Origin of the sequence: Streptomyces endophyticus (assembly GCF_035798155.1) — a bacterium.
Taxonomy (GTDB): domain Bacteria; phylum Actinomycetota; class Actinomycetes; order Streptomycetales; family Streptomycetaceae; genus Streptomyces; species Streptomyces endophyticus.
In genome coordinates, this window is record NZ_JAOZYC010000196.1 from 66,902 (window position 1) to 92,477 (window position 25,576).

The 25,576-nt window shown below is 71.7% G+C and carries 17 protein-coding genes and 1 pseudogene; 7 read left to right on the top strand and 11 right to left on the bottom strand.

All coding sequences use genetic code 11. From position 1 onward, the window contains the following. Positions 1 to 9: 9 nt before the first annotated feature. The 4 genes from OKJ99_RS39490 to OKJ99_RS39505 form a co-directional block, all read right to left on the bottom strand. On the bottom strand, positions 10 to 1,281 hold the full coding sequence (locus OKJ99_RS39490; protein WP_326023274.1) for an LPXTG cell wall anchor domain-containing protein: 1,272 nt from the start codon (positions 1,279 to 1,281) through the stop codon (positions 10 to 12). A gap of 202 nt (positions 1,282 to 1,483) precedes the next feature. Then, positions 1,484 to 1,831, bottom strand: a complete 348-nt coding sequence (nirD, locus tag OKJ99_RS39495) for a nitrite reductase small subunit NirD (protein WP_326023275.1) — start codon at positions 1,829 to 1,831, stop codon at positions 1,484 to 1,486. Next, a complete protein-coding gene (nirB, locus tag OKJ99_RS39500) occupies positions 1,828 to 4,356 on the bottom strand; it encodes a nitrite reductase large subunit NirB (RefSeq protein ID WP_326023277.1) in 2,529 nt (842 codons plus the stop codon). The genes nirD and nirB overlap by 4 nt, the downstream gene beginning before the upstream one ends. A gap of 1 nt (position 4,357) precedes the next feature. Beyond that, on the bottom strand, positions 4,358 to 5,617 hold the full coding sequence (locus OKJ99_RS39505; RefSeq protein ID WP_326023278.1) for an NAD(P)/FAD-dependent oxidoreductase: 1,260 nt from the start codon (positions 5,615 to 5,617) through the stop codon (positions 4,358 to 4,360). 203 nt (positions 5,618 to 5,820) lie between these two features. Here OKJ99_RS39505 and OKJ99_RS39510 point away from each other — a divergent pair, with 203 nt between their 5' ends. Then, positions 5,821 to 7,275 (top strand): ferredoxin reductase family protein, encoded by a 1,455-nt coding sequence (locus tag OKJ99_RS39510; RefSeq protein WP_407700853.1) that lies wholly within the window; start codon positions 5,821 to 5,823, stop codon positions 7,273 to 7,275. A 286-nt stretch (positions 7,276 to 7,561) separates the two neighbouring features. Beyond that, entirely contained in the window at positions 7,562 to 8,344 is a 783-nt protein-coding gene (locus tag OKJ99_RS39515) for a sulfite exporter TauE/SafE family protein (protein WP_326023281.1), read from the top strand. A gap of 25 nt (positions 8,345 to 8,369) precedes the next feature. On the opposite strand, the gene OKJ99_RS39520 is transcribed toward OKJ99_RS39515, so the two are convergent. The 5 genes and pseudogenes from OKJ99_RS39520 to OKJ99_RS39540 form a co-directional block, all read right to left on the bottom strand. Next, positions 8,370 to 9,032: a class F sortase gene (locus OKJ99_RS39520; protein ID WP_326023283.1), complete on the bottom strand. Its 663-nt coding sequence runs from the start codon at positions 9,030 to 9,032 to the stop codon at positions 8,370 to 8,372. A 60-nt stretch (positions 9,033 to 9,092) separates the two neighbouring features. Beyond that, positions 9,093 to 9,644: a hypothetical protein gene (locus OKJ99_RS39525; protein ID WP_326023285.1), complete on the bottom strand. Its 552-nt coding sequence runs from the start codon at positions 9,642 to 9,644 to the stop codon at positions 9,093 to 9,095. A gap of 228 nt (positions 9,645 to 9,872) precedes the next feature. Beyond that, complete coding sequence (locus tag OKJ99_RS39530) at positions 9,873 to 11,468, bottom strand: M4 family metallopeptidase (protein ID WP_326023286.1); 1,596 nt, start codon at positions 11,466 to 11,468, stop codon at positions 9,873 to 9,875. 345 nt (positions 11,469 to 11,813) lie between these two features. Then, positions 11,814 to 13,907 carry a molybdopterin oxidoreductase family protein gene (locus OKJ99_RS39535; RefSeq protein WP_326023287.1) on the bottom strand — a complete coding sequence of 698 codons (2,094 nt, stop codon included), beginning with the start codon at positions 13,905 to 13,907 and terminating at the stop codon, positions 11,814 to 11,816. A 79-nt stretch (positions 13,908 to 13,986) separates the two neighbouring features. Beyond that, positions 13,987 to 14,466, bottom strand: a pseudogene (locus tag OKJ99_RS39540) (SanA/YdcF family protein); the annotation flags it as partial. 336 nt (positions 14,467 to 14,802) lie between these two features. Between OKJ99_RS39540 and OKJ99_RS39545 the strand changes: the two are divergent. The 5 genes from OKJ99_RS39545 to OKJ99_RS39565 all read left to right on the top strand — a co-directional run bounded on the left by OKJ99_RS39545 (position 14,803) and on the right by OKJ99_RS39565 (position 21,776). After that, a complete protein-coding gene (locus OKJ99_RS39545) occupies positions 14,803 to 15,663 on the top strand; it encodes a sirohydrochlorin chelatase (protein ID WP_326023423.1) in 861 nt (286 codons plus the stop codon). A 46-nt stretch (positions 15,664 to 15,709) separates the two neighbouring features. Continuing rightward, positions 15,710 to 17,050, top strand: coding sequence for a deoxyguanosinetriphosphate triphosphohydrolase (locus tag OKJ99_RS39550; RefSeq protein ID WP_326023288.1), 1,341 nt, complete (start codon positions 15,710 to 15,712; stop codon positions 17,048 to 17,050). Between the two features lie 78 nt (positions 17,051 to 17,128). Continuing rightward, positions 17,129 to 18,394, top strand: a complete 1,266-nt coding sequence (locus OKJ99_RS39555) for an NAD(P)/FAD-dependent oxidoreductase (RefSeq protein WP_326023289.1) — start codon at positions 17,129 to 17,131, stop codon at positions 18,392 to 18,394. A gap of 34 nt (positions 18,395 to 18,428) precedes the next feature. Next, the gene (gene dnaG / locus OKJ99_RS39560; RefSeq protein ID WP_326023290.1) at positions 18,429 to 20,336 is read left to right on the top strand and encodes a DNA primase; all 1,908 of its coding nucleotides are present in this window, start codon (positions 18,429 to 18,431) and stop codon (positions 20,334 to 20,336) included. Between the two features lie 153 nt (positions 20,337 to 20,489). Next, positions 20,490 to 21,776 (top strand): RNA polymerase sigma factor, encoded by a 1,287-nt coding sequence (locus OKJ99_RS39565; RefSeq protein ID WP_326023291.1) that lies wholly within the window; start codon positions 20,490 to 20,492, stop codon positions 21,774 to 21,776. A gap of 85 nt (positions 21,777 to 21,861) precedes the next feature. Here the strand turns inward: OKJ99_RS39565 and OKJ99_RS39570 are convergent, their stop codons facing one another. Beyond that, positions 21,862 to 23,766, bottom strand: a complete 1,905-nt coding sequence (locus OKJ99_RS39570; protein WP_407700861.1) for an ABC transporter ATP-binding protein — start codon at positions 23,764 to 23,766, stop codon at positions 21,862 to 21,864. Between the two features lie 20 nt (positions 23,767 to 23,786). Continuing rightward, positions 23,787 to 25,526 carry an ABC transporter ATP-binding protein gene (locus tag OKJ99_RS39575; RefSeq protein WP_326023293.1) on the bottom strand — a complete coding sequence of 580 codons (1,740 nt, stop codon included), beginning with the start codon at positions 25,524 to 25,526 and terminating at the stop codon, positions 23,787 to 23,789. Positions 25,527 to 25,576 lie beyond the last annotated feature (50 nt).

A 25,576-nucleotide genomic window follows, 5' to 3' on the forward strand; every position in this document is an offset into this window, starting at 1 on the left:
GTGCGGACCTCAGCTGTTGGCGTCGGCCTTGCGGCGGCGCACCACGTACACCGCACCGGCGCCGAGCACGACGGCGGCGCCGCCCGCGAGGCCGAGCGTCGGCAGGGCGGAGGAGGAGCCGGTGTGGGCGAGGGAGCCGTCGGTGTCGGCGGAGCCGTTGCCGGAGTTCGCCACGGGGGAGGCGCTGCCCTGCGGCTTCGGCTTGTTGCCCTTGTCGGCGGGGGTGTTGGAGTTGCCGGCGCCGACCGGGTTGATGGTGAAGTAGTACTCGGCGGGCTCGGTGTAGCCGCAGCTCTCGTCGCGGTTGAAGTGGATGCCCGCGGCGACGCTGACGCCCTCGCCGGCCGGGGTCGAGCGGTCGATCGTCAGACGCAGCGGCACCTCGACGCCCGCACCCGACTTCACATTGGTGAACTCGCCCGCGATGTCGCCCGTGCCGAGGGTCTTCCAGGCGCCGCCTTGCTTGGCCTTGAGGTGCAGCTTGTCGGTGATGTCCTTGCCGTTGGCCTTCGCGAACGCGGCCACCTCGGCGTACGGCAGCACCTCGTCGAGGGTCCGCTCGCTGGTGTTCGTCACGCTCAGCTTGAAGTCGACCGAGGAGCCGGCGGCGACCTTCGAGGGCAGGCCGGAGAGGGCCACCTTGAGGCTGGAGTCGGGCGCGCAGTCGGGGTCGGTGGGCTCGCTCGGCTCGCCGGGCTCGTCGTCCCGCGCGTCGGCGAGCGCCTTCTCGGCGGCCTCCTTCGCGACGCGGGCCTCCTCGACGGCCTTCTGGGCCTTGTCGATCTGCCGCGCGAGCTCGACGCGGGCGTCGTCGCGGGCCTTGCCGGCGGCCGCGAGCTCGGCGTCGGCGTCCGTCTTGGCGGTGGCGGCTTCGGTGGCGGCGGCCTGGGCCTTCTTCAGCTCCTCCTCGGCCGCGGCCTTGTCCGCTTCGGCGGCATCGTCGAGCTTCTTCTGCGCCTCGGTGACCGCCGTGTCGGCGGCGGTCTTCGTGGCCGCGGCCTTGTCGGCCGCTGCCTGCGCCTCGGCGACGGCGACCATGAGCGGGTGCTCCGGCTTCGTCGTGGCGTCGAGCTTGTCCTCCAGCGCCTGCTCGGTGGCCTTGGCCTCCTTGAGCGCCTGCCGCGCCTCCTTCACCGCTTTCCGCAGCTCGGCTATGGAGGGCTTCTGCTCGGTCTGCGCCACAGGCTTCGTGTCGGCGAACGCCGGAGAGACGGACAGCAGCGCCACCGGAGCGGTCACGGCGGCGACTGCGGCTGTCGCGAGAATCTGACGGATCTGCACGGGACGCCCTCTGTTCGGATCGGAGTAAGGCGCGTGTAAGCGCTGAGGTGCCGAGATCCTAAGGCGGTTCGAGGGCGTCCGTGCGGGGCTTTCTGTCCCGGTGTGAGCGGTGTTCTGCGCTTACTGGAGTTGAAATATGGACAGATTGTGAAAGTTGCTCTCTATCTCTGTGATTTCTCTGTGACTGATGTCACGTCCGCTCTCAATGTGCCGCGTAGGTACGGATGGTGACCCCGTCGTCGTCCAGGCACCGCCCCGTCTCCAGGTCGAACCGCTGCTTCAGCAGGGGCGAGGCCACGAACGGCCGCCCGTCCGCCGAGCCCAGCAGCCCCCGCGAGAGCACGGACGCCCCGGTGAACGGGTCGGTGTTGTCGATCGCGTACACGCGGCCCGCGCGGTCCATGAAGACCGCGGCCTGCCGGCCGTCCGGCAGCAGGACGGCGACCCCGCGCCCCCCGCTCAGGCGGGACGGTTCGCACACGGCCAACAGCTCGCCGTCCACGTCGAGTTGTACGAGGGTGGTGGTCGTCAGTTCAGGGGTAATGGTCATCGGACGGCTAGTCCTTCCAGGGGGATCAGCGGCAGCTCGGGCTTGATCTGGTCGCGCTCGGGCGTGAAGCGGACCGTCGGGTCCGGGGTGTCGGGGGCGTTGACGAAGGACACGAAGCGGGAGAGGCGCTCGGGGTCGTCGATGGTCTCGGCCCACTCGTCGCGGTAGTGCGCGACGTGCGCCCGCATCAGGGCTTCGAGCTCGTCGCAGATGCCGAGCGAGTCGTGCACGACGACGTCCCGTACGTGGTCGAGCCCGCCGTCGATCCGCTCCAGCCAGGTCGCCGTGCGCTCCAGGCGGTCGGCGGTGCGGACGTAGAACATCAGGAACCGGTCGATGAGCCGGATCAGTTCGGCGTCGCTCAGGTCCTGGGCGAGGAGGTCGGCGTGGCGCGGTGTCATGCCGCCGTTGCCTCCCACGTACAGGTTCCAGCCGTTCGCCGTGGCGATGACGCCGAAGTCCTTCGACTGGGCCTCCGCGCACTCACGGGCGCACCCGGAGACCGCCGACTTCAGCTTGTGCGGCGCTCGCAGGCCCCGGTAGCGCAGCTCCAGGTCGATCGCCATCCGGACCGAGTCCTGCACCCCGTAACGGCACCAGGTCTGCCCCACGCACGACTTCACGGTCCGCAGCGCCTTGCCGTACGCGTGCCCGGACTCGAAGCCGGCGTCCACCAACCGGGCCCAGATCATGGGCAGTTGGTCGACCCGCGCGCCGAACAGGTCGATGCGCTGGCCGCCCGTGATCTTCGTGTAGAGGCCGAAGTCCCGCGCGACCTCCCCGATCACGATCAGCTTCTCGGGCGTGATCTCGCCGCCGGGAATCCGGGGCACGACCGAGTACGAGCCGTTCTTCTGGAGGTTGGCGAGGAAGTGGTCGTTGGTGTCCTGGAGGGCCGCCTGCTCGCCTTCCAGGACATAGCCGTCCGCGCCGATCGACGGGGCGAGCGAGGCGATGATCGAGCCGACGGCCGGCTTGCAGATCTCACAGCCCTCACCGCCGCGCGCGCCCTCCCTGCCGTGCTCGTCGAGGAGCTGCGCGTACGTCGTGATCCGCTTGACGCGCACGATCTCGTACAGCTGCTCGCGAGTGTGCTTGAAGCAGCCGCACATCCCGTCATCACCGCTCTTCGGCAGCAGCTGGCCGATGAGCTTGACGCAACTCCCGCAGCCGGTACCGGCCTTGGTGCACTTCTTCACCTCGGGCAGCGAGGTGTGCTCGCAGATCGCGCCCTTGGTGACGTTGTGGCAGGAGCAGATGACGGCGTCGTCGGGCAGCGCCTCCGGGCCGAGCTGGGCGGGCGCGCCCGCACCCGCCGGGAGGACCAGCTGCTCGGGAGCGATCGGCGGCACCGAACCGGTGAGCGCGCGCAGCGTCCCGTACGCCTCCGCGTCGCCGACGAGGATGCCGCCGAGCAGCTCGCCCTCGCCGCCGATCACGAGCTTCTTGTACGTGCCCGAGCGCGAGTCCGAGTAGACGACGTCGAGGCAGCCCTCGGTGGCGCCGTGCGCGTCGCCGAACGAGGCGACGTCGACGCCGAGCAGCTTGAGCTTGGTGGAGAGGTCGGCGCCGGTGAAGGACGTACCGGCGGACTGGTCCGCGACGGTGTCGGCGACCGTGAGCGCCATCTCGTAGCCGGGGGCCACAAGCCCGTACACCCGCCCGTCGGAGGCCAGCGCGCACTCGCCGATCGCGAAGACGTCCGGGTCGCTGGTGCGGCACCGCTCGTCGACGCTGATGCCGCCGCGCTCGCCGACGTCAAGGCCCATGTCGCGGGCGAGCTGGTCGCGGGGGCGGACGCCGGCGGAGAAGACGACGAGGTCGGTGGCGAGTTCGCTGCCGTCCGACAGCTTCATGCCTCGTACGGCGTCGGTCGCGTCGTCGGTGACGATCTCCTGGGTGCCGACGCCCGTGTGCACGTCGAGCCCCATGTCCGAGATGGTCCGCAGCAGGGCCGCGCCGCCGCCCTCGTCGACCTGCACCGGCATCAGGCGCGGCGCGAACTCGACGATGTGCGTGGCCAGTCCGAGCCCCTGGAGCGCGCCCGCCGCTTCGAGCCCGAGCAGGCCGCCGCCGACCACGGCGCCGACCGTCGCGTTGGCCTTCGCGTACTCCTCGATCGCGTACAGGTCGTCGATCGTCCGGTACACGAAGCAGCCAGCCGCGTCCTTGCCGGGTACCGGCGGGACGAACGGGTACGAGCCGGTGGCCAGGACGAGCGTGTCGTAGGGAACCTTGAGCCCGGAGCGGGCGTGCACGACGCGGGACTCCCGGTCGACGACCACGGCGGGGTCACCGACGTACAGCTCGATGCCGTGCTTCTCGATGAACTCCGGGTCCGTCATGGAGAGTTCCTCGGGGGTGGTGCCCGAGAAGTACGAGGTGAGGTGCACGCGGTCGTAGGCGGGGCGCGGCTCCTCGCACAGGACGACCACACGGTGCGACTCCGTGAGTCCGCGCTCGGCGGCGGCCTCCAGGAAGCGCTGGCCGACCATGCCGTGGCCGATGAGAACGATGGTGGGCATGTCAGAGGCCTCCGTCGTGGGTGAGCAGGTGCAGCAGAGGCGCGCCGACGGCGTCGTCGGCGGGCAGTGCTTCGTTCGATTCCCAGGCGTGCGCGAGCGCGCCGACCGTGGCCAGTTCCCCGACCAGCACCCCGCCGACAAGACGGTCGCCGCGCACGACGACCTTCCGGTACGTGCCGCGGGTGGCGTCGGCGAGCTGTACGACGTCGTCGCCGGGCAGCGCCTCGGTCTCGCCGAACGCGGCGAGGTCCAGCGGCCCTGCCTTGTGCGGAAGCGTGAGCCGGGTCAGGGTGCGGGTGCCGGTGTACCCGGGGTGTGCCGCGCCGGCCCCGGTCAGCAGGTCGGCGAGCGCGTCGGCCTGTTCCAGGGCCGGGGTCGCGAGGCCGTAGACGGTGTCGGCGTGCTGGGCGCAGTCGCCGACCGCGCGGATGTGGGGATCGCTGGTGCGCAGCGCGTCGTCGACGACGATGCCCTTGCGGACGTCGAGCCCCGCGGCCTGCGCGAGACCGGCGCGCGGCCGGACGCCGCAGGCGAGGACGGTGACGTCGGTGCCGAGCACATACCCGTCGTGCAGCTCGACGCGGCGTACGTGTCCGTCGACGACGCCGACGCCCCGCACCCGGCACTCGGTGTGGATCTCCACGCCGAGAGCGGTGAGGTGGCGGCGGACGAGTTCGGAGGAGCGCGGGTCGAGCTGGCGCTCCATCAGCCGCTCGGACTGCTGGGTGAGGACCACCTGCGCGCCGCGCCGGGCGAGCGCGCGGGCCGCCGAGACGCCGAGGAGGCCGCCGCCGATGACGACGGCGCGGGTGCCGTCGGTGACGGCTTCGGTCAGTGCCAGGCAGTCGTCCATCGTGCGGAACGCGTGGACGCCGCCGGGCAGTTCGGTGGCGCCGGGCGCGAACAGGCCGCGCAGCGGGGGCAGTACCGGGTTCGACCCGGTGGCGAGGACGAGGGTGTCGTATCCGACCTCGTCGCCGTTCTCGCACTGCACGAGCCGCCGCTCGCGGTCGATCCGGACGGCGCGGGTGCGCAGGTGCGGACCGGTGGCGCGGGGCAGCTCGATGACCTCGGGCGCGTAGGTCCCGGCCAGCACCTCGGCGAGCAGTACGCGGTTGTACGGGGCGTGCGGCTCCTCGCCGATCAGCGTGGCGCGCTCGCCCAGGCGGTGGGCGACGCGGATGCCGGCGAGGCCGGTGCCGATGACGACGACGCGGCCGGGGCCGGTCGTGGCGTCGTCGTGCTCGTACGGTGCGGTCATGCATCGCAGCGTGCGGGGCGGGTGTTACCCGGTCGCGTCCCGATGGTTTCCCGGGGGGAACGCTGCGCTCAGCGGGGCCGTCGCGCGGCTGTGAGGGGTTCGCCGCCGCCGGCTTAACCGTTGTTCAGTCGGTCCTCAAGGGCGCCTTAAGGATCGGTCGTGCGGCGCTGACCAGCCGAAATCCTGGCTCCGTCGAGCCTAGTGTGCCGGTCGTGACCACCAAGGCCGTCGACCCCGAACTCGCCCGCTACCCCGCTCTGGCGTCCTACCGCAAGCAGACCGAGCCGCGCCGCAAGGCCCCACCGATCCCCCCGCGCCCCCGCAGGGCGCCCCGCGTGCGGCCCGCCGCCCCCGCTCGCCTCACTCCGTACCAGCTGCGGACCGGGATCCGTGCGGGCGCGCTGCTCGTGACCGCTCTGTGGCTGGCGCAGGTCCGCCCGTCGGCTCGGATCGACGCGCTGTTCACGACCGGTGCCCATCTGACAGGGCTGCTCGCCGGGTACGGAATCCTGGTCATGCTCTTCCTCATGGCCCGGGTGCCCGCCGTCGAGCACGGCATCGGCGCCGACCGGCTCGCCCGCCACCACGCGCGCGGCGGCCGGCACGTCCTCACCCTGTGCGCCGCCCACGTCGCGCTCGCCCTGTGCGGTTACGCGGCGCACACCGGAACCGACCTGTTCGGCACGGTCACCGAACTGCTCGGCTACCCGGCGCTCGCCGCAGCGGCGGCCGGCACCGCGCTGTTCGCCGCGGTCGGCGTGAGCAGCGCCCGCGCCGTCCGCAGCCGCGTCGGGCACGGCACCTGGCGGGGGCTGCACCTGCTGACGTACGTCGCCGCGGCGCTGGCCTTCGCCCACCAGCTCTCCGGCCCCGACATCGCGTCCAGCCCGATCGGCCTCGGCCTGTGGTCACTGCTGCACGCCACCGTCGCGGTGCTGCTGGTCTGGTACCGGCTGGTCGTGCCGGTGCGCCAGGCGCTGCGGCATCGGCTGCGGATCGTCGACGTACGGCAGGAGGGGCCCGGCGTCGCCTCGGTCCTGATGCGCGGCACCGACCTGGGCCGGCTGTGCGCGCAGCCCGGCCAGTTCTTCCGCTGGCGGTTCCTGACGCGGCGGCTGTGGCACACGGCGCTGCCGTTCTCCCTGTCCGCGCCGGTCGACGGCGACCACGTGCGGATCACCGTGAAGGCCGTCGGCGACCACACGCGCCGGGTGCGGCGGCTGCGGCCGGGGGTGCGGGTGGTCGCGACCGGGCCGTTCGGCGCGCTCACGGCGCACCGCCGTACCCGGCGCAAGGTGCTGCTGCTGGCCGGAGGAGTGGGCGTCACGCCGCTGCGGACACTCTTCGAGACGCTCCCCGGCGAGCCCGGGGACATCACGCTCCTCTATCGCGCGAGCACCGCCGAACAGCTCGTCCTGCGCGAGGAGTTGGAATCCATAGCCCGCACCCGCAAGGCGTCCCTGCACTACCTCCTCGGCCCCTCCGGCGCGGCCTTCGACCCCCTGGCCCCGCAGGCGCTGCGCGACCTCGTGCCCGAACTCGCCGACCACGACGTCTACTTGTGCGGCCCGCCCGGAATGACGGAGGCGGCGACGGCGGCACTGGCCAGGGCCGGCGTCCCCGAGAGCCGCATCCACGCGGAGTCCTTCACGTACTGACCGCGCCCCGCCCCCTCCCGGAGAAGAGAAGACATCACCATGGGCCGCCACACCAGACCCACCCGCACCGCACACGCCCCCACGATCCAGGCCCGGCGCAGGTTCACCGCCGGGCTCGCCTCGGCCAGCGCCCTCGTCGCGGCGTGCCTCGCGCTCACCGTCGATCCTGCGGCGCCCCCGGCCCCCGACCGGACCGTCCCACATACCGGTACGGAACCCTCAGATCAACCTCAGCCTTCCGAGGGGACATGGGCCGTGCAGGCCGCGCGTCCGTAGAGTCCTGATCATGCCTGACATATCCCTGACCACCGTCGTCGTCCTGTGCGTCGCCGCGCTCGCGGCGGGCTGGGTCGACGCGGTGGTGGGCGGCGGCGGACTGCTCCTGCTCCCGGCCCTTCTCCTCGGTCTGCCGAACTCCGCCGCGGCGGGCCACGCGCTCGGCACCAACAAGGCCGTCGCCATCGTCGGCACCACGGGCGCCGCCGTCACCTACGCCCGTAAGGCCCCCGTCGACGTACGCCTGGCGACGCGCATCGGCGTCGCGGCACTCGCCGGGTCGACGGGCGGGGCGCTGCTCGCGACGGGGATGAGCACGGAGGTCCTCAAGCCGGTCGTGATGGTGGTGCTCGTGGCGGTGGGCGCGTTCGTGATCTTCCGCCCGTCGTTCGGCACGGCGCCCGCGGCGGTCCCGGCCTCGCCCCGCCGGATCCTCGCGGCCATCGGCTTCGCGGGCCTCGGCATCGGCTTCTACGACGGCCTGATCGGTCCGGGCACCGGCACCTTCCTGGTCCTGGCCCTGACCGCGATCCTCCACCTCGACCTGGTCACCGCCTCCGCCACCGCGAAGATCGTCAACTGCTGCACCAACGCAGGGGCGTTGGCGATGTTCGCCTGGAAGGGCCAGGTGTACTGGCAGCTCGCGGGCCTGATGGCCGTGTTCAACCTGGCGGGCGGCATGGTCGGCGCGCACACCGCGCTGAAGCGCGGCGCCGGGTTCGTGCGGGTGGTGCTGCTGACGGTGGTGTGCGCGCTGGTGGTGAAGATGGCCTACGAGCAGTGGGTGGCCTGAGCCGCCTTCTGAGGGCCTAGCGGCTTCAGCGGCTTCCGGTCAGGTGCGCGAAGACGACCACGTTCCCCTGGTAGCCCGTACCGCGCGAGTACGGTCCGCCGCAGGTGATCACCCGGAGTTCGGGGCGGCGGGCCGCGCCGTACACCTTCGCGTCGGGGAAGTGCTTCGCGTCGTACACCTCGACCGCGTCCACCGTGAACACCGCGGCCGAACCGTCGCGCCGCTCCACCTCGATCGTACGGCCGCGCTTCAGCGAGCCCAGGGCGTAGAAGACGGACGGGCCGCGCGCGTTGTCGACGTGGCCCGCGACCACCGCCGTACCCGTCTCACCGGGCTTGGTGCCCGCCTCGTACCAGCCCGCGAGGTTCTTCTTGTCGGCCGGAGGGACGTCGAGGCTGCCGGAGGGGGTCAGCTCCAGGCCCATCAGCGGGGCGTCGACCTCGATCGACGCGATGCGGATGCGGTCCGGCGGGGACGGGGCCAGGGGAGCGGCGGCGGGTGCTTCGCGGTCCCGGTCGACGTGCGCCTGCGCGGCGGACGGCTGGGGCGGCGGCTGCCCCTCCGCCCCGCTGGCCAGGAGCCAGGCACCGACGGCGAGGGCCAGGGCGGTGGCCGCTCCTGTGGCGGCGTTGACACGGTTCGTGGCGCGCGGGCGGGCGCGCGCGCCGGTGCGCTCGGGCTTGCGCATGGGGGCTGGGGTTCCTCGCAGTTCTGCACGGGGCCGGCGGGGAGAGGGGCGGGACCGGGCTCAGATGCGGTCGCCGCGCGCCCTGCGGTGCAGCAGCCAGGTGCCGCCCGCGGCGGCCAGCGCCAGCGCCGCCACGCCCGCGGAGGTCCGCGTGGGTTCGGGGCCGAGCGCGCCGCCGACGCCCGTGTCCACGTGGCCCTTGGGAAGCTGGGCCACGGAGGCGCCGGAGCCGGTCACCGAGACGATGAGGTCGCCCGTCACCTCGGGACCGCTCGCGCACCTCGCGACGATCTCGTACGTCCCCGGCTGCGCGGACACCGGGATCCGGAAGCGCCCCGTGGCGTTCGACGCGGCCGGGGCGCCCGTGCGCGGCGCCAGCGTGAAGGTGCCCGCGCCGACCGCGCTCGCGTCACCGGTCGCCGTGTCGCTGCCGCCGCACGCGGTGGTGTCCACCGTGACCCGGTCGCCAGGGGCCGCCGTCGCCGGGTAGACCTCCAGGCCGCCCTGCGCGGCGGTCGCGGGGGCGGCGACGGCGAGCAGCACCGTCGTGGCCGCGGTGGTGATGAACGCCGCCGCGGTCAGCGGTCGGCCCATGCCCCTGCGCACGCGCATCGTCCAGCTCCTTCGCGGGCGTCGGGCGCGCCCTGCCAAGGACGACGTAAGTGCCAGTCGAGGCGCCCCGCCTCCTGATATGACGTCAGGACACCTGTCGCGACCGCACTTCTGACGGTCCGACGGGTACGTTCCAGCAGGTCACCGGCGTGTCTGCCGGAAAGTACCCGAAGGAGGCGGGGAGGCGTGCGACCGGGTGACGGAGGTGGCCGTGCGAGTGATGCCCGGTCAGTTCACCGCCACCGCGGACCAGGTGGCCGCCACCGCCGCGTACTCCTTGCTGTCCGACCCGTACAGGTCCTTGGCCGCCTTCAGTGTCGCCGTGCGCGCGCCCTTGTAATCCGTCGAGGACGTCATGTAGACGGTCAGCGCGCGGTACCAGATCTTGCCGAGCTTCTCCTTGCCGATGCCGGGGAGCTTCGACTTGTCGCACGTGGGGCTGTCGTTCCGGACGCCGCCGACGGTCTTCGCGCCGCTGCCCTCCGCGAGCAGATACGCGAAGTGGTTCGCGATGCCCGAGGAATAGTGCACATCGAGGCTGCCGACCTTGGAGTTCCAGCAGTCCGCCGACTTCCCGTCCCGGCTCGGCTTATCCATGTAGCGCAGGGCGGACGCCCCCGCGCCGGGCTTGACGATCTTCTCGCCGATGAGCCAGTCGCCGGGGTCGGAGGCGTTGTTCGCGTGGAACTCGACCAGCGTGCCGAAGATGTCGGAGGTGGCCTCGTTGAGGCCGCCGGACTCGCCGGAGTAGGTGAGGGCCGCGGTGGAGGAGGTGACGCCGTGGGACATCTCGTGGCCCGTGACGTCGAGGGCGACCAGCGGGCCGAACGTCTTGCCGTCGCCGTCCCCGTACGTCATGCAGAAGCAGTTGTCGTCCCAGAAGGCGTTGTTGTAGTCCTTCCCGTAGTGGACGCGGTTGTACGAGCCCTTGCCGTCGTCGGCTATGCCGGTCCGGCCGTGGACGTCCTTGTAGTAGTCCCACGTCTGGTCCGTGCCGTACTGGGCGTCCACGGCGGCCGTGCTCCGGTCCGCCGCGCTTCCGGTGCCCCAGTGGTTGTCGGCGTCCGTGTAGACCTTGGCGGGGGCGCGCTCCAGGCAGATGCCGAGGACACAGGTGTCGGTCTTGTTGCCGGCGTCGCCGGTGTAGGTGTTGCCGCGGGTGGAGTCGTTGAGCTGGTAGCCGCCGGAGGAGGCGCGGCTGGTGGTGAGGGGGACGGTGCCGGAGTAGAGGGACCGGCCGTCACCCGTGGCCGTGGCGGAGGCGGCGGAGGTGGTGGCGCTTTCGAGGCTGTCCCAGGCGTCGATCCCGGCGCCGGTGGTGGCGTCGGTGATGACCGTACGGGCCATGGGGTTGCCCAGCGAGTCCTTCGCGGCGGCCGTCGTGCGCCAGGCCAGCCGGGGGCTGCCGTGCAGTGCGTCCACGACGAGCTGCGGCTTGGCCACGAGGCTGTGGAGCACCGCGCCGGGGTTGGCGTCGCGCAGGAGCGTCGTGGCGAGGTTCGCGGCCTTGGGGGCGGAGAGGCGGGGAGTGGTGGTGGGGACGGAGACGCCGCCGGAGACGGCGCGGTCGGTGCCCTCGTACGTGCCGTCCGCGGCCTGGTGGACGACGAAGTCTCCGCCGAGGACCGGGAGTTGTCCGTACGTGCGGTCGTAGCGGGTGTGCCGGGTCCCGTCGGGGTCGGTGATCACGTCCCGTACGGAGGTGGCCTCGGCGGAGGAGGGGGCCGCCGTCGCCGTGGGGGCGAGGGCGAGGGTGGCGGCGAGGAGGGTGGCCAGGGTGGTGATGCCGGTCGTGAGGCGCGATGTGGTCCATATATGTCTCATCGGGCGGCTCCGTGGGGACGGTGAGAGGAACGGCGGCTTCCTGACGCTGGTTCAGTTTTAAGGGTCCATGACAAATGGAGTCCAGGGGTCCGCAGTGTCGGACCTGTGAAGGAGCCCGCTCCCCTCCGGGCACGGCCCCTCCGGGGCACCACGCCGTGCGGACCTACGTGTGGCCGCACCCGACTTGGGCAATCTGCCGCCTTGGGCGGCAGGGTGGGCAAGGCGGCCCCCGGTGCGGCGCAACGACGGTCAGGGTCCGGCCCCGACCGACTTGGCGCGCCCGCTACGAGGGCCCCGGCCCCGGACCAGTCGGCAGCCCCCCGGCCCCGCGCAACAAAGACCCGCTCACCCCACCCGCTCCACCCGCACCGCACACACCTTGAACTCCGGCATCCGCGACGCAGGATCCAGCGCCGGATTGGTCAACGTATTGGCCCGCCCCGCCCCCGGCCAGTGGAACGGCATGAAGACCGTGTCCGGACGGATCATGGCGGTGAGGTGGGCCGGGACCTCGACCCGGCCACGGCGCGACGTCACCGCGACCGCGTCGCCCTGCGCGACCCCCAGCCGACCCGCCAGCCGCGGATGCAGCTCCACGAACGCCTCGGGAGCCGCCTTGTTGAGCTCCGGCACGCGCCGCGTCTGAGCCCCCGACTGGTACTGGGCCACGACCCGCCCCGTCGTCAGATACAGCGGATACTCCGCATCCGGCTCCTCCGCCGCGGGCCGATGCGTCACCGGCACGAACCGCGCCCGCCCGTCCTCCGTGGCGAACCGTTCGAGGAAGAGCCGCGGCGTGCCGGCGGAGCCACCGGCGTCGGCGGCCGCGTCGTCCGATGACCACGGCCAGAAGACGCCCTCCCCCTCGGCCAACCTGTCGTAGCTGATGCCGGAGTAGTCCGCGGGCCCGCCCGCGGACGCCCGCCGCAACTCGTCGAACACCTCCCGCGCATCCGTCGGGAAGCCCTTCTCCAGGCCGGGCGCGAGCCGAGCCGCGAGCTCCTGAAGCACGTACAGGTCCGTACGCACCCCCGAAGGGGGTGTCAGTGCGCGCCGCCGCAGCAGCACCCGCCCCTCCAGGTTCGTCACCGTGCCGGTCTCCTCGGCCCACTGCGTCACCGGCAGGACCACATCGGCCAGTTCGGCGGTCTCGGACAGGACGACATCGGCGACGGCCAGGAAGTCAAGAGAGCGGATCCGGGACTCGACGTGCGCCGCCCGCGGAGCGGAGACCACCGGGTTCGAACCCATCAGGAGCAGCGCCCGGATGTCTCCGCCCAGCGCGTCCAGCAGCTCGTACGCCGACCGCCCCGGGCCGGGCAGCGCATCCGGCTCCACACCCCAGACCTCCGCCACATGCGCCCGTGCCGCCGGATCCGTGAGCTTGCGGTAGCCGGGCAACTGGTCCGCCTTCTGGCCGTGTTCGCGGCCGCCCTGACCGTTGCCCTGACCGGTCAGACACCCGTAACCGGAGAACGGACGGCCCGGCCGCCCCGTCGCGAGCGCCAGGTTGATCCACGCGCCCACCGTGTCCGTGCCCTTGGACTGCTGCTCGGGCCCGCGCGCGGTGAGCACCATGGCCCGCTCGGCCGCAGTGAACATGCCGACCGCCTCGCGCAGTTGGGGCACCGGCACACCCGTGACCCGCTCCACGTGCTCCGGCCAGTGCGCCATCGCCGCCGACCGGGCCTCCTCCCAGCCCCGCGTACGGCCCTGTACGTACTCCTCGTCGACCCGGCCGTCCGCCACCACCAGGTGCAGCATCCCGAGCGCGAGCGCCAGGTCCGTGCCGGGGCGGGGTGCCAGGTGCAGGTCCGCCTGTTCCGCGGTGCGGGTGCGGCGCGGGTCGATCACGATCAACGTGCCGCCGTTGGCCTTGAGTTCGGAGATGTAGCGCAGCGCCGGCGGCATGGTCTCCGCGAGGTTCGAGCCGACCAGGATCAGGCACCCGGTGTGCGGAATGTCCTCCAGCGGAAACGGCAGCCCCCGGTCCAGGCCGAAGGCCTTCTGCCCGGCGGCCGCCGCCGACGACATGCAGAACCGGCCGTTGTAGTCGATCTGCGACGTGCCGAGCACGATGCGGGCGAACTTGCCCAGCGCGTACGCCTTCTCGTTCGTCAGGCCGCCACCGCCGAACACGCCGCACGCGTCCGCTCCGTGCCCGGCACGCGCGCGTGCAAGTCCGTCCGCGACCCTGTCAAGGGCCTCCTCCCAAGAGGCGGGTGTCAGCCGACCGGTGGCGGGGTCGCGGACCAGCGGCTCCGTGAGCCGCACCTGGGAGGAGAGCACGGACGCGGCGCTCTGCCCCTTGCCGCACAGCGCGCCCTGGTTGACCGGGAACTCCGGTCGGCCCTCGACCGCTGGGCCTGGCAGCACGTTCATGCCGCACTGCAGGGCGCAGTACGGGCAGTGGGTGGGCGTCGCCGTGGTGTTGAGCATGCCCTGAGGGTGCGCCGGGCGTGTTGCCGGTCGGCGCGCCTGGAGGTTACGTAGCCGGAACGAGCACCTCCCGGCCGTCCTACGGACGGCGTGAGGTCGCGTCCAGGGCCTCGCGCACGCCCTTCTCCTCGGGCCCCAGAAAGTGCGGATCAGGCCGCACCACCACGTCGAGCGCCGCCTTCCCCGCCGCGAGCGTCTCCCGCGCCCCGCCCGCGTACCAGGTCACGTCGTGCGGTTCCTCGACCCCGACCCCGTACGAGGAGACGCCCGCGGCCTCGCACAGCGCCACCGCGCGCCGCGCGTGGAAGCCCTGGGTGACCAGGACGGCCCGGTCGACGCCGAAGATCTTCTTCGCGCGGACGCAGGAGTCCCAGGTGTCGAAGCCCGCGTAGTCGCCGACGACGGCCCGGGACGGCACCCCGTGGCGGGTCAGGTACGCGCGCATGGCGTCCGGCTCGTCGTACTCCTCGCGGCTGTTGTCACCCGTGACGAGCAGGACGCGGACCTTCCCCGCGCGGTACAGCTCGGCCGCCGCGTCGAGCCGGTGTGCCTCGCCGGGGCCGGACCTGCCGAACCGGCGTTACGCCCTCGGGGCCACCCGCTGCCTGGGCATCCGGGAGACCTTCCCCGACTTGGGCAATCTGCCTTCCCCAAGCTCTGCGACAAGCTCCGAGCAGGGGAGACCCCATCGGGCGGCAGGGTGGGCAAGGCGGCGCCCGGTGCGGCGCAACGGAAAGCACGGCCCGGCCACGGTGCGGCAAGGTGCCCCGGTGCCGCGCTCACCGCCACCCGGTCCGCCACGTGAACGACCGGCAACCACCCGTCACCGCCACGCAACAGCCCGGCAACCCCGGACCGGCACGATCTGTCCATGACGGACGAGTCGTACGGCCCCATGGACCACGGCACGACCTACCTGGATCACACAGTCGGCACGGCGGGACTCCTCAGCATGATCAGCGACCAGCTCGGCAGCAGACTCAGCCACGTGTCCCCGCTGCGCGGGCACCGGCAGCCGCCCGCCCTGGTGCTCGTGGCGCACGGCAGCCGCGACCCACGGGCCCTGGCCACCGTCACCGAACTCGTCGAGCGGATACGCGAGCGACGACCCGGTCTCACCGTCCGCCTCGGACACATCGAACTCAACGAGCCCCTGCTGAGCGACACCCTCGCCGACCTGCCCGCCGGCCGGGCCGTCCTCGTGCCGCTGCTCCTCTCCCGCGGCCACCACGTCAAGCACGACCTGCCGCGGGCCGCCGACGCCGCCGACCACCTGCGCACCCGCGTCGCGGACCCCCTCGGCCCGCACCAGCTGCTCGTCGAGGCCCTCCACGACCGGCTCGTCGAGGCCGGCTGGCCCGAGCGCCCCACCGACCGGGACCGCCGCCGCGGCGGAGTCGTCCTCGCCGCCGCCGGATCCCGCGATCCGCACGCGGCCGACGACGTCCGCCGCACGGCCGCGCTCCTCGCCCACCGCCTCGGCGTGCCCGTCGTCCCCGGATACGCGTCCGCCACCACCCCCGACGTCGCCACGGCCGCCCGCTCCCTCGCCGCACGCGGCCGCGACCGGATCGCCGTCGCCTCGTACTTCACCGCCCCCGGCCGCTTCGCCACGGAGGCCGCCGCGGCCGCGCCCGGCATCGCCGCCGCCCCGCTCGGCACCCACCCGGGCCTGGCCCGCCTCGTCCTGCACCGCTACGACCGGGCACCGGCCACGGCCGCGTACGCCACGGTGGCCCGGACCGCGTCCGTCTGAGCCGCCGTAGGCCCCAGTTGTCAGCGGGTGCCCTTACTGTCAGGACATGGAAGGCAGCGCAGGCAGCGACACATACGACGACGCGGCGGTCGAGCGCTGGGCCCCCGAGCCCGACAAGCGCCCGGGGCGCACGGCGTTCCAGCGCGACCGGGCCAGGGTGCTGCACTCGTCGGCGCTGCGTCGCCTCGCGGGCAAGACCCAGGTCGTCACGCCGGGCACGCTCGGCCATCACTGGGACGCGAGCCCGCGCACCCGCCTCACGCACTCCCTCGAATGCGCCCAGGTGGGGCGGGAGTTGGGTGCCGCGCTCGGCTGCGACCCCGACCTCGTCGAGACGGCCTGCCTCTCGCACGACCTGGGCCACCCGCCCTTCGGGCACAACGGCGAGCAGGCGCTCAACGAGGTGGCACAGGACTGCGGCGGCTTCGAGGGGAACGCCCAGTCGCTGCGCCTGCTCACCCGCATCGAGCCCAAGCGCTTCGCGCAGAGCGCGAGTTCCGGCGAGCTGACCAGCGTGGGGCTGAACCTGACGCGGTCCGCGCTGGACGCCGCGACGAAGTACCCGTGGCCGCGCGGCGAGCACCCCAGTGACCCCGATTCGCTGAAATTCGGGGTCTACGAGGACGACCGTCCGGTCTTCGACTGGATCAGGAAGACGGCCCCCGGCCGCCGCACCTGCTTCGAGGCACAGGTCATGGACTGGTCGGACGACGTGGCGTACTCCGTGCACGACCTCGAAGACGGCCTGCACGCGGGGCACTTGGATCCGAACGTGCTGCACGCCGAGCCCGAGCGCGCCGACATCTTCGCCGTCGCCATCGGGCGCTACGTTCCCGAGGACACGGACCCCGCCGAGCTCTCCGCCGCCCTCGACCGCCTCCTCGACCAGGAGTGGTGGCCGCACGGCTACGACGGGACGGCGGTCGCCCAGGCCCGGCTCAAGGACGCGACCAGCCAGTTGATCGGACACCTCTGCCTCGCCGCGGAGGGCGCGACACGCGCGAGACACGGCTCGGGCCGTTTGACACGCTACGCGGCGGAGCTCGTGGTGCCGCGCGCCGCCCGGTACGAGTGCGCGGTGCTCAAGGCGGTCGCCGACCGGTACGTGATGCAGCGCCCCCAGCAGGAGCGTCTGAGGGCCGACCAGCGCATCGTGGTCGCCGAGTTGGCGCAGGCGCTGACCTCCCGCGCGCCCGACGGCCTCGACCCGCAGTTCCGCGCCCTGTTCGACACCGCGCCCGACGACCGGGCGAAAAAGCGGGTGATCGTCGACCAGATCGCCTCGCTGACCGACGCCTCGGCCCGTTCCCTTCACGCGCGGCTTACCGTCGGCGGGCATCATCGGGAAGGAGACGCGACCACTGGGCGTGACGAAAAGATGCCCTGATCGGGCCACGCCCCCTTCCCGCATTACGCTGCGTGCGGGACGCTCGCATATGACGGCATGGCAATGAGGAGGCATCAAGTGGTCGACGCGGACCAGACGTTCGTCATCGTCGGGGGTGGGCTCGCCGGAGCCAAGACCGCCGAGACACTTCGCTCGGAGGGCTTCACCGGGCGGGTGATCCTCATCGGTGACGAACGAGACCACCCGTACGAACGACCGCCCTTGTCGAAGGGCTACCTCCAGGGCAAGGAGGAGCGCGACAGCGTCTTCGTCCACGAACCGGCCTGGTACGCGAGCAACGACATCGAGCTGCACCTCGGTCAGACGGTCACCACGATCGACCGCGCGGAGAAGACGGTGCGGCTCGGCGAGGGCACCGTCCTGCGCTACGACAAGCTGCTGCTCGCCACCGGCGCGGAGCCGCGCCGCCTCGACATCCCCGGCACGCACCTCGCGGGCGTCCACCACCTGCGCCGCCTCGCGCACGCCGAGCGCCTGAAGAACGTGCTGGCCTCGCTCGGCAGGGACAACGGGCACCTGGTGATCGCCGGCGCCGGCTGGATCGGCCTGGAGGTCGCGGCGGCCGCCCGTGAGTACGGCGCGGAGGTCACCGTCGTCGAGCCCGAGGCCACGCCGCTGCACTCCGTGCTCGGCCCCGAGCTCGGCCAGATCTTCGCCGAGCTGCACGGCGACCACGGCGTCCGCTTCCACTTCGGCGCCACGCTCACGGAGATCACCGGCCAGGACGGCATGGTCCTCGCCGCCCTCACCGACGACGGCGAGGAGCACCCGGCGCACGACGTGCTGGCCGCGATCGGCGCCGCCCCGCGCACCGGGCTCGCCGAGGCCGCGGGCCTGGAACTGGCCGACCGGGCGCACGGCGGCGGCATCGCCGTGGACGCGACGCTGCGCACCTCCGACCCCGACATCTACGCGGCGGGCGACGTGGCGGCGGTCCAGCACCCGCTCTTCGGCGACCGGCTGCGCGTCGAGCACTGGGCGAACGCGCTGAACGGCGGACCGGCCGCGGCCCGCGCCATGCTCGGCAAGGACGTCAGTTACGACCGCGTGCCGTACTTCTTCTCCGACCAGTACGACCTGGGCCTGGAGTACTCGGGCTGGGCGCCCCCGGGGTCGTACGACCAGGTGGTGCTGCGCGGGGACGCGGGCAAGCGCGAGTTCATCGCGTTCTGGCTGAAGGACGGGCAGGTCCTCGCGGGGATGAACGTGAATGTGTGGGACGTCACGGAGCAGATCCAGCGGCTGATCAGGTCCGGGGCCAGGCCCGGGGTCGAGCGGCTGTCGGACCCGTCGGTTCCACTCGGTGATCTTCTGGAGCAGTGACTGAACTGTCAGTCCGCACCCGTAGGATTGCCGCGTGGCAGGCAGGATCAATGACGAGGACGTGAAGGCGGTTCGGGACGCGGTCCCGATCGACGCCGTGGTGTCCGAGTACCTGCAACTGCGCAACGCGGGCGGCGGAAACCTCAAGGGCCTCTGCCCGTTCCACGACGAGAAGTCACCGTCCTTCCAGGTCAGCCCCAGTAAGGGTCTGTTCCACTGCTTCGGCTGCCAGGAGGGCGGCGACACCATCACATTCGTGATGAAGGTCGACCACCTCTCCTTCTCCGAGTCGGTGGAGCGCCTCGCCGGTCAGGCCGGCATCACGCTGCGCTACGAGGAGGGTGGGTACAACCCCACCCACCAGCGCGGCGAGCGCATCCGCCTGGTCGAGGCGCACAAGGTCGCCGCGCAGTTCTACATCGACCAGCTGGAGTCACCGGAAGCCGAGATCGGCCGCAATTTCCTCGCCGAGCGCGGCTTCGACCAGGCCGCGGCCCAGCACTTCGGCGTCGGCTACAGCCCGGCGGGCTGGGACCACCTCACCCGCTTCCTGCGCGGCAAGGGCTTCAGCGACAAGGAGATCCTGCTCTCCGGCCTCTCCCAGGAAGGCCGCCGCGGCCCCATCGACCGGTTCCGCGGCCGCCTGATGTGGCCGATCCGCGACATCGGCGGCGAGGTCGTCGGCTTCGGCGCCCGCCGCCTGCGCGAGGACGACAACGGACCGAAGTACCTGAACACGCCAGAGACGCCGATCTACAAGAAGTCCCAGGTCCTGTACGGCATCGACCTCGCGAAGAAGGACATCGCCAAGTCCTCCCGCGCGGTCGTCGTCGAGGGGTACACGGACGTGATGGCCTGCCACCTCGCCGGCGTCACCACCGCCATCGCCACGTGCGGCACGGCGTTCGGCGGCGACCACATCAAGATCCTGCGCCGGCTCCTCATGGACAACGGCTCGGCCCGCGTGATCTTCACCTTCGACGGCGACGCGGCGGGCCAGAAGGCCGCCCTGCGCGCCTTCGAGGACGACCAGAAGTTCGCCGCCGAGACGTACATCGCGATCGCGCCGGACAACATGGACCCGTGCGACCTGCGCCTCGCCAAGGGCGACGAGGCGGTGGCCGACCTCGCCGAACCCCGCACACCGCTCTTCGAGTTCGCGCTCCGCCAGATCGTCGGCCGCTACGACCTGGAGACCCCGGCGGGCCGCGCCTCCGCGCTCGACGAGGCGGCGCCCGTCGTCGCCCGCATCAAGAACAGCGCCTCGCAGCACGAGGTCGCCGTCCAGCTCGCCGGGATGCTCGGCATCCTCGACACCCAGTTCGTGGTCAAGCGGGTGGGGCAGCTCGCCCGCTGGGCCCGCGACCGCGGTGGCCGCGGGCCCGCGCCCGCGTCCGGGCGCGGTGGTCCGCAGGCCGACCCCGCCGCCGCTTCGGCCCGTCCCTTCGGCGGACCGGCGCTCACCTTGCGCAACCCCGTGTTCACGACCGAACGCGAACTGCTCAAACTCGCGCTGCAGTACCCGCAGTTGGTGTCCCCGGCCTTCGACGCGTACGGGGTCGACGAGTTCACGGCCGATGCGTACGCCGCCGTCCGCCAGGCCGTCCTGGACGCGGGCGGCGCCGAGCAGGGCGTCCACGACCCGCAGGAGTACCTGATCGCGGTGCGCGAGGCGGCGCCCGACAACGCGGTGCGGGCGATGGTGACCGAGCTCGCCGTCGAGGCCATCCGCCGCAAGACCGTCGACGAGGCCTACGCGGGGGAGCAGCTGGTGACCGTGCGCAAGCGCGCCGTCGACCGCCGCATCCGCGACGTCCAGGGCACGCTCACCCGCCTCGGTGCGGGCGGCGACCCGCACCAACTGATCACGGTGCAGAACGAGTTGTGGGTCCTTCAGCAGTACGGTCAGGCCCTCAGGGAGCGCGGCGCGGACGCTCTGTAGGTGTCCGCACTCTGATGCGCCGTTTGCCCCCGTTCGGATCGGGGAAAGCCGGGTAACCGTCCAACACGGTAACCGCGCGGTCACGCACCGGACTCAAAAAGTCAACGCACGCCCCTCGTGGCGGCACTGTGTCGTACTCCACACTGGGTTGCGGTGCCTGAGTCCTCGGAGCGCGGCCGGAGCCCGGACAACGGGTCCGACACCCCCGCGGTTCCGCTCATCGCGTACGGGACGGACAGCGGCGAGGCCGTCGTTCCCGCCCCCCTGCCGCACGCCTCAGATGCGATCACTTTGGAGGTCGCCCCCGTGCAGACCCAGACCCTCACCCAGAGCGACAGCACAGCGCAGGCCCTCGCCGACCCCGAAGCCGCGCCCAAGGGTGCCGTGCCGCAGGGCGACGTGCTGGCCTCGGTGCCCACGCAGAGCCGCGTCGAGCACCATCCCGAGGCCGAGCCGGAGGAACCGGCCGGCCCTCAGGGGTCCGTGGACCCGCCCGAACCGGTACGCAGTGCCCGCTCCGAAGGTGCCAGCCCGTCCTCCGACCTGTTCCGCCAGTATCTGCGCGAGATCGGCCGGATCCCGCTGCTCACCGCGGCCGAGGAAGTGGAGCTCGCGCGGCGCGTCGAGGCGGGCCTGTTCGCCGAGGAGAAACTGGCCCACGCCCCCGACCTCGACTCCCAACTGGCTCTGGACCTCGACAAGTTGGTGGTCATGGGCCGGATGGCCAAGCGCCGCCTCATCGAGGCGAACCTGCGGCTGGTCGTCTCCGTCGCCAAGCGGTACGTGGGCCGCGGCCTGACCATGCTCGACCTGGTCCAGGAGGGCAATCTCGGCCTGATCCGCGCGGTCGAGAAGTTCGACTACGCCCGCGGCTACAAGTTCTCGACGTACGCGACCTGGTGGATCCGCCAGGCCATGAGCCGGGCCCTCGCCGACCAGGCCCGCACCATCCGGGTCCCCGTCCATGTCGTCGAGCTGATCAACCGGGTCGTCCGCGTGCAGCGCCGCATGCTGCAGGAGCGCGGCTACGAGCCGACCCCCGAGGAGGTCGCCGCCCACCTCGACCTGACCCATGAGCGGGTCAGCGAAGTGCTGCGCCTCGCCCAGGAGCCCGTCTCCCTGCACGCCCCCGTCGGCGAGGAGGACGATGTGGCGCTCGGCGACCTCATCGAGGACGGCGACGCCACGAGTCCCGTGGAATCGGCGGCCTTCCTGCTGCTGCGCGAACACCTGGAGGCGGTGCTCTCCACGCTGGGCGAGCGCGAACGCAAGGTCGTCCAGCTCCGCTACGGCCTCGCCGACGGCCGTCCCCGCACGCTGGAGGAGATCGGCCGCATCTTCGGCGTCACGCGCGAGCGCATCCGCCAGATCGAGTCGAAAACCCTCAACAAACTCCGCGACCACGCGTTCGCGGACCAACTCAGGGGCTACCTCGACTAATTCAACCTGATCAAGCCCCGCCGGCGATTGAGGCGCGGGGTCCGGGGCAGAGCCCCGAGACCCCAACCCCGGCGGGGCTCCACGATCAGTCGACCTCAGCGACCGCCTGCGCGAACTGCGCCTCGTACAACCGCTGATACGCCCCGCCGGAGGCGACAAGCGCCTCGTGCGCCCCCTGCTCCACGATCGCCCCGTTCTCCATCACGAGAATCGTGTCCGCATCGCGAATCGTCGACAACCGGTGCGCGATGACGAACGACGTACGGCCCGCGGCGAGCCGCGCCATCGCCTTCTGGATCAGCACCTCGGTCCGGGTGTCGACGGAGGAGGTCGCCTCGTCGAGCACGAGGATCACCGGGTCGGACAGGAACGCCCGCGCGATGGTGATCAGCTGCTTCTCACCGGCGCTGACGCCGGTGCCCTCGTCGTCGAGCACGGTGTCGTAGCCGTCGGGCAGCGTCCGGATGAACCGGTCTGCGTGCGCGGCCTTCGCCGCCTCCTCGATCTCCTCGCGGGTGACGTCCTTCGGGGCGCCGTATGCGATGTTCTCCGCGATGGTCCCGCCGAACAGCCAGGTGTCCTGGAGCACCATGCCGATCCCGGCCCGCAGTTCCTCGCGGGACATCTTCGCGATGTCGACGCCGTCGAGCGTGATGCGCCCGCCCGTGACCTCGTAGAACCGCAGCAGCAGATTGACGAGGGTGGTCTTGCCCGCGCCCGTGGGACCGACGATCGCCACCGTGTGACCGGGGTCGGCCGTCAGCGACAGGTCCTCGATGAGCGGCGTGTCCTTCTCGTAGCGGAAGGCCACGTGCTCGAACTCGACGTGCCCGCGCAGGTGGTCCGGCTTCTCGCCGGGGACCGGCTCCGCCGACTGCTCGTCGGCGTCGAGCAGTTCGAAGACCCGCTCGGCCGTGGCGACACCCGACTGCACCAGGTTCGCCATCGACGCGACCTGCGTCAGCGGCATCGAGAACTGGCGCGAGTACTGGATGAAGGCCTGGACGTCGCCGATCGACAGGGAGCCGGAGGCCACCCGCAGACCGCCGACCACGGCCACGAGCACATAGTTCAGGTTCGAGATGAAGAACATCAGCGGCTGCATGATGCCGCTGTTGAACTGCGCCTTGAACGACGCGTCGTACAGTGCGTCGTTCTGCTCGGCGAACAGCTCCGCCGACTCCTTCTGCCGCCCGAACACCTTCACCAGGTTGTGGCCGGTGTACATCTCCTCGATGTGCGCGTTCAGCGCGCCGGTCGCCCGCCACTGCTGTACGAACTGCGGCTGCGACCGCTTGCCGACCTTCGCCGCGACGAACACCGACAGCGGCACCGTCACCAGCGCGACCAGCGCGAGCAGCCAGGAGATCCAGAACATCATCGCGAGCACGCCGATGACGGTGAGCAGCGAGTTGAGCATCTGCCCCATCGTCTGCTGCAGCGTCTGACCGAGGTTGTCCATGTCGTTGGTCGCCCGGCTCAGCACCTCGCCGCGCTTCTGCTTGTCGTAGTACGACAGGGGCAGCCGCGACAGCTTGTCCTGCAACTCGGCGCGGAGCTGCCCCACGGCGAGGTTGATCGTCCGGTTGGCGAGCCGGGTGCTGATCATCATCGCCAGCCCGGCGACCGCGAAAACGGCGAGACCGAGCAGCAGCACCTCGCCGATCGCGCCGAAGTCGACGCCCTGGCCAGGCGTGAAGTCGACGCTGCCGAGCATGTCGGCCATGCCGCCGTCACCCTTGGCCCGCAGGCCCTCGATGACCTGCTCTTTGGTCTGCCCGGCCGGCATCCGCCCGCCGATGACCCCGCCGAACAGCAGGTCGGTGGCGTGGCCGAGGATCTTCGGCCCGACCACCGAGAGACCGACGCTGATCACGACGGAGACGAGCACCCCGACCACCGCCGCGCGGTGCGCGGCGAGCCGCTTCAGGAGCCGCTTGCCGGACCCCTTGAAGTCCATCGAACGCGAACCGGGCGCACCGGCCGCCATTCGCCCCATGGGCCCACTCATCAGGCGGCCTCCGCTTCCGTCAGCTGGGAGAGAACGATCTCCCGGTACGTCTCGTTGTCGGCCATCAGCTCGTGATGGCGTCCGGTGCCGACGACGCGGCCCTCGTCGAGCACGATGATCGTGTCGGCGTCGCGGATCGTCGCGACCCGCTGGGCCACGATCACCACCGTCGCCTCGGCCGTCTCCTCGCCGAGTGCCCGGCGCAGCGCCGCGTCGGTCGCGTAGTCGAGCGCGGAGAACGAGTCGTCGAAGAGGTAGATCTCCGGCCGCTGCACGAGCGTGCGCGCGATGGCGAGGCGCTGGCGCTGACCGCCGGAGACGTTGGTGCCGCCCTGCGTGATGGGCGCGTCGAGCCCGCCTTCCAATTCGCCGACGAATCCCTTGGCCTGCGCCACTGCCAGCGCGTGCCACAGCTCCTCGTCGGTGGCGTCCGGTTTGCCGTAGCGCAGGTTCGTGGCGACGGTGCCGGAGAACAGGTAGGGCTTCTGCGGTACGAGCCCGACCGTCCTCGCCATCAGCGCCGGATCGATCCCGCGGACGTCCTCGCCGTCCACGTAGACCGTGCCGGCCGTGGTGTCGTACAGCCGCGGTACGAGGCCGAGCAGCGTCGACTTGCCGCTGCCGGTCGAACCGATGATCGCCGTGGTCTCGCCGGGGCGGGCCGTGATGTCGATGCCGCGCAGGATGGGCTCCTCGGCGCCCGGGTAGCCGAAGTCGGCGCCCCGCAGCTCCAGGTGGCCGTGGCGGCGCAGTTCACGCACCGACGCGTCGGGCCGCGGCGGCACGACGCTCGAATCGGTGCCGAGCACTTCCTGGATGCGCTCGGCGCACACCTCGGCGCGCGGCATCATCATGAACATGAACGTGGCCATCATCACGCTCATCACGATCTGCATCAGATACGCGAGGAACGCGGTCAGGTCACCGATCTGCATGCCGCCGCTGTCGATGCGGTGCGCACCGAACCAGACCACGGCGATCGACGCGACGTTCACGATCGTCATCACGAACGGGAACATCAGTGCCATGATCCGGCCGGTGGCGACCGACACGTCGGTCAGGTCCCGGTTCGCGGCTCCGAACCGGTCCTTCTCGAAGTCGTCGCGGACGAAGGCGCGGATCACGCGGTTGCCGGTGATCTGCTCGCGCAGCACCCGGTTCACCGTGTCCAGCTTGACCTGCATGGACCGGAACAGCGGCCGCATCTTACGGATGATCAGCGACAGCACGATCGCCATCACGGGCAGCACGGCGAGCAGCACGCCCGACAGCGGCACGTCCAGGCCGAGCGCCATGACGACGCCGCCGACACACATGATCGGCGCCGAGGCCACCAGCGTGAACGTCATCAGGGCCAGCATCTGGACCTGCTGCACGTCGTTCGTGGTGCGGGTGATCAGCGAAGGGGCGCCGAACTGGCCGACCTCGCGGGCCGAGAAGGACTGCACGCGGTCGAAGATCCCCGCTCGCAGGTCCCGGCCGACCGCCGCGGCGGTCCGTGCGCCGAAGTAGACGGCGCCGGTGTTGCAGACGACCTGGACGACGGTGACGCCCAGCATCAGGGCGCCGAACTCCAGGATGTAGCCGGTGTCGCCGTTCACGACACCGTTGTCAATGATGTCGGCGTTCAGGGTGGGCAGATACAGCGCGGCGCAGGTCTGCAGGAACTGCAGCAGCACCAGCAGCCCGATGGGTTTCTTGTACGGACCGAGATGGGTCCGCAGAAGTCTTATGAGCACGCTCGGTCTCTCGGTGGTCGGCGGTAGTGGGAGGAGCGGTGTTCGGGGAG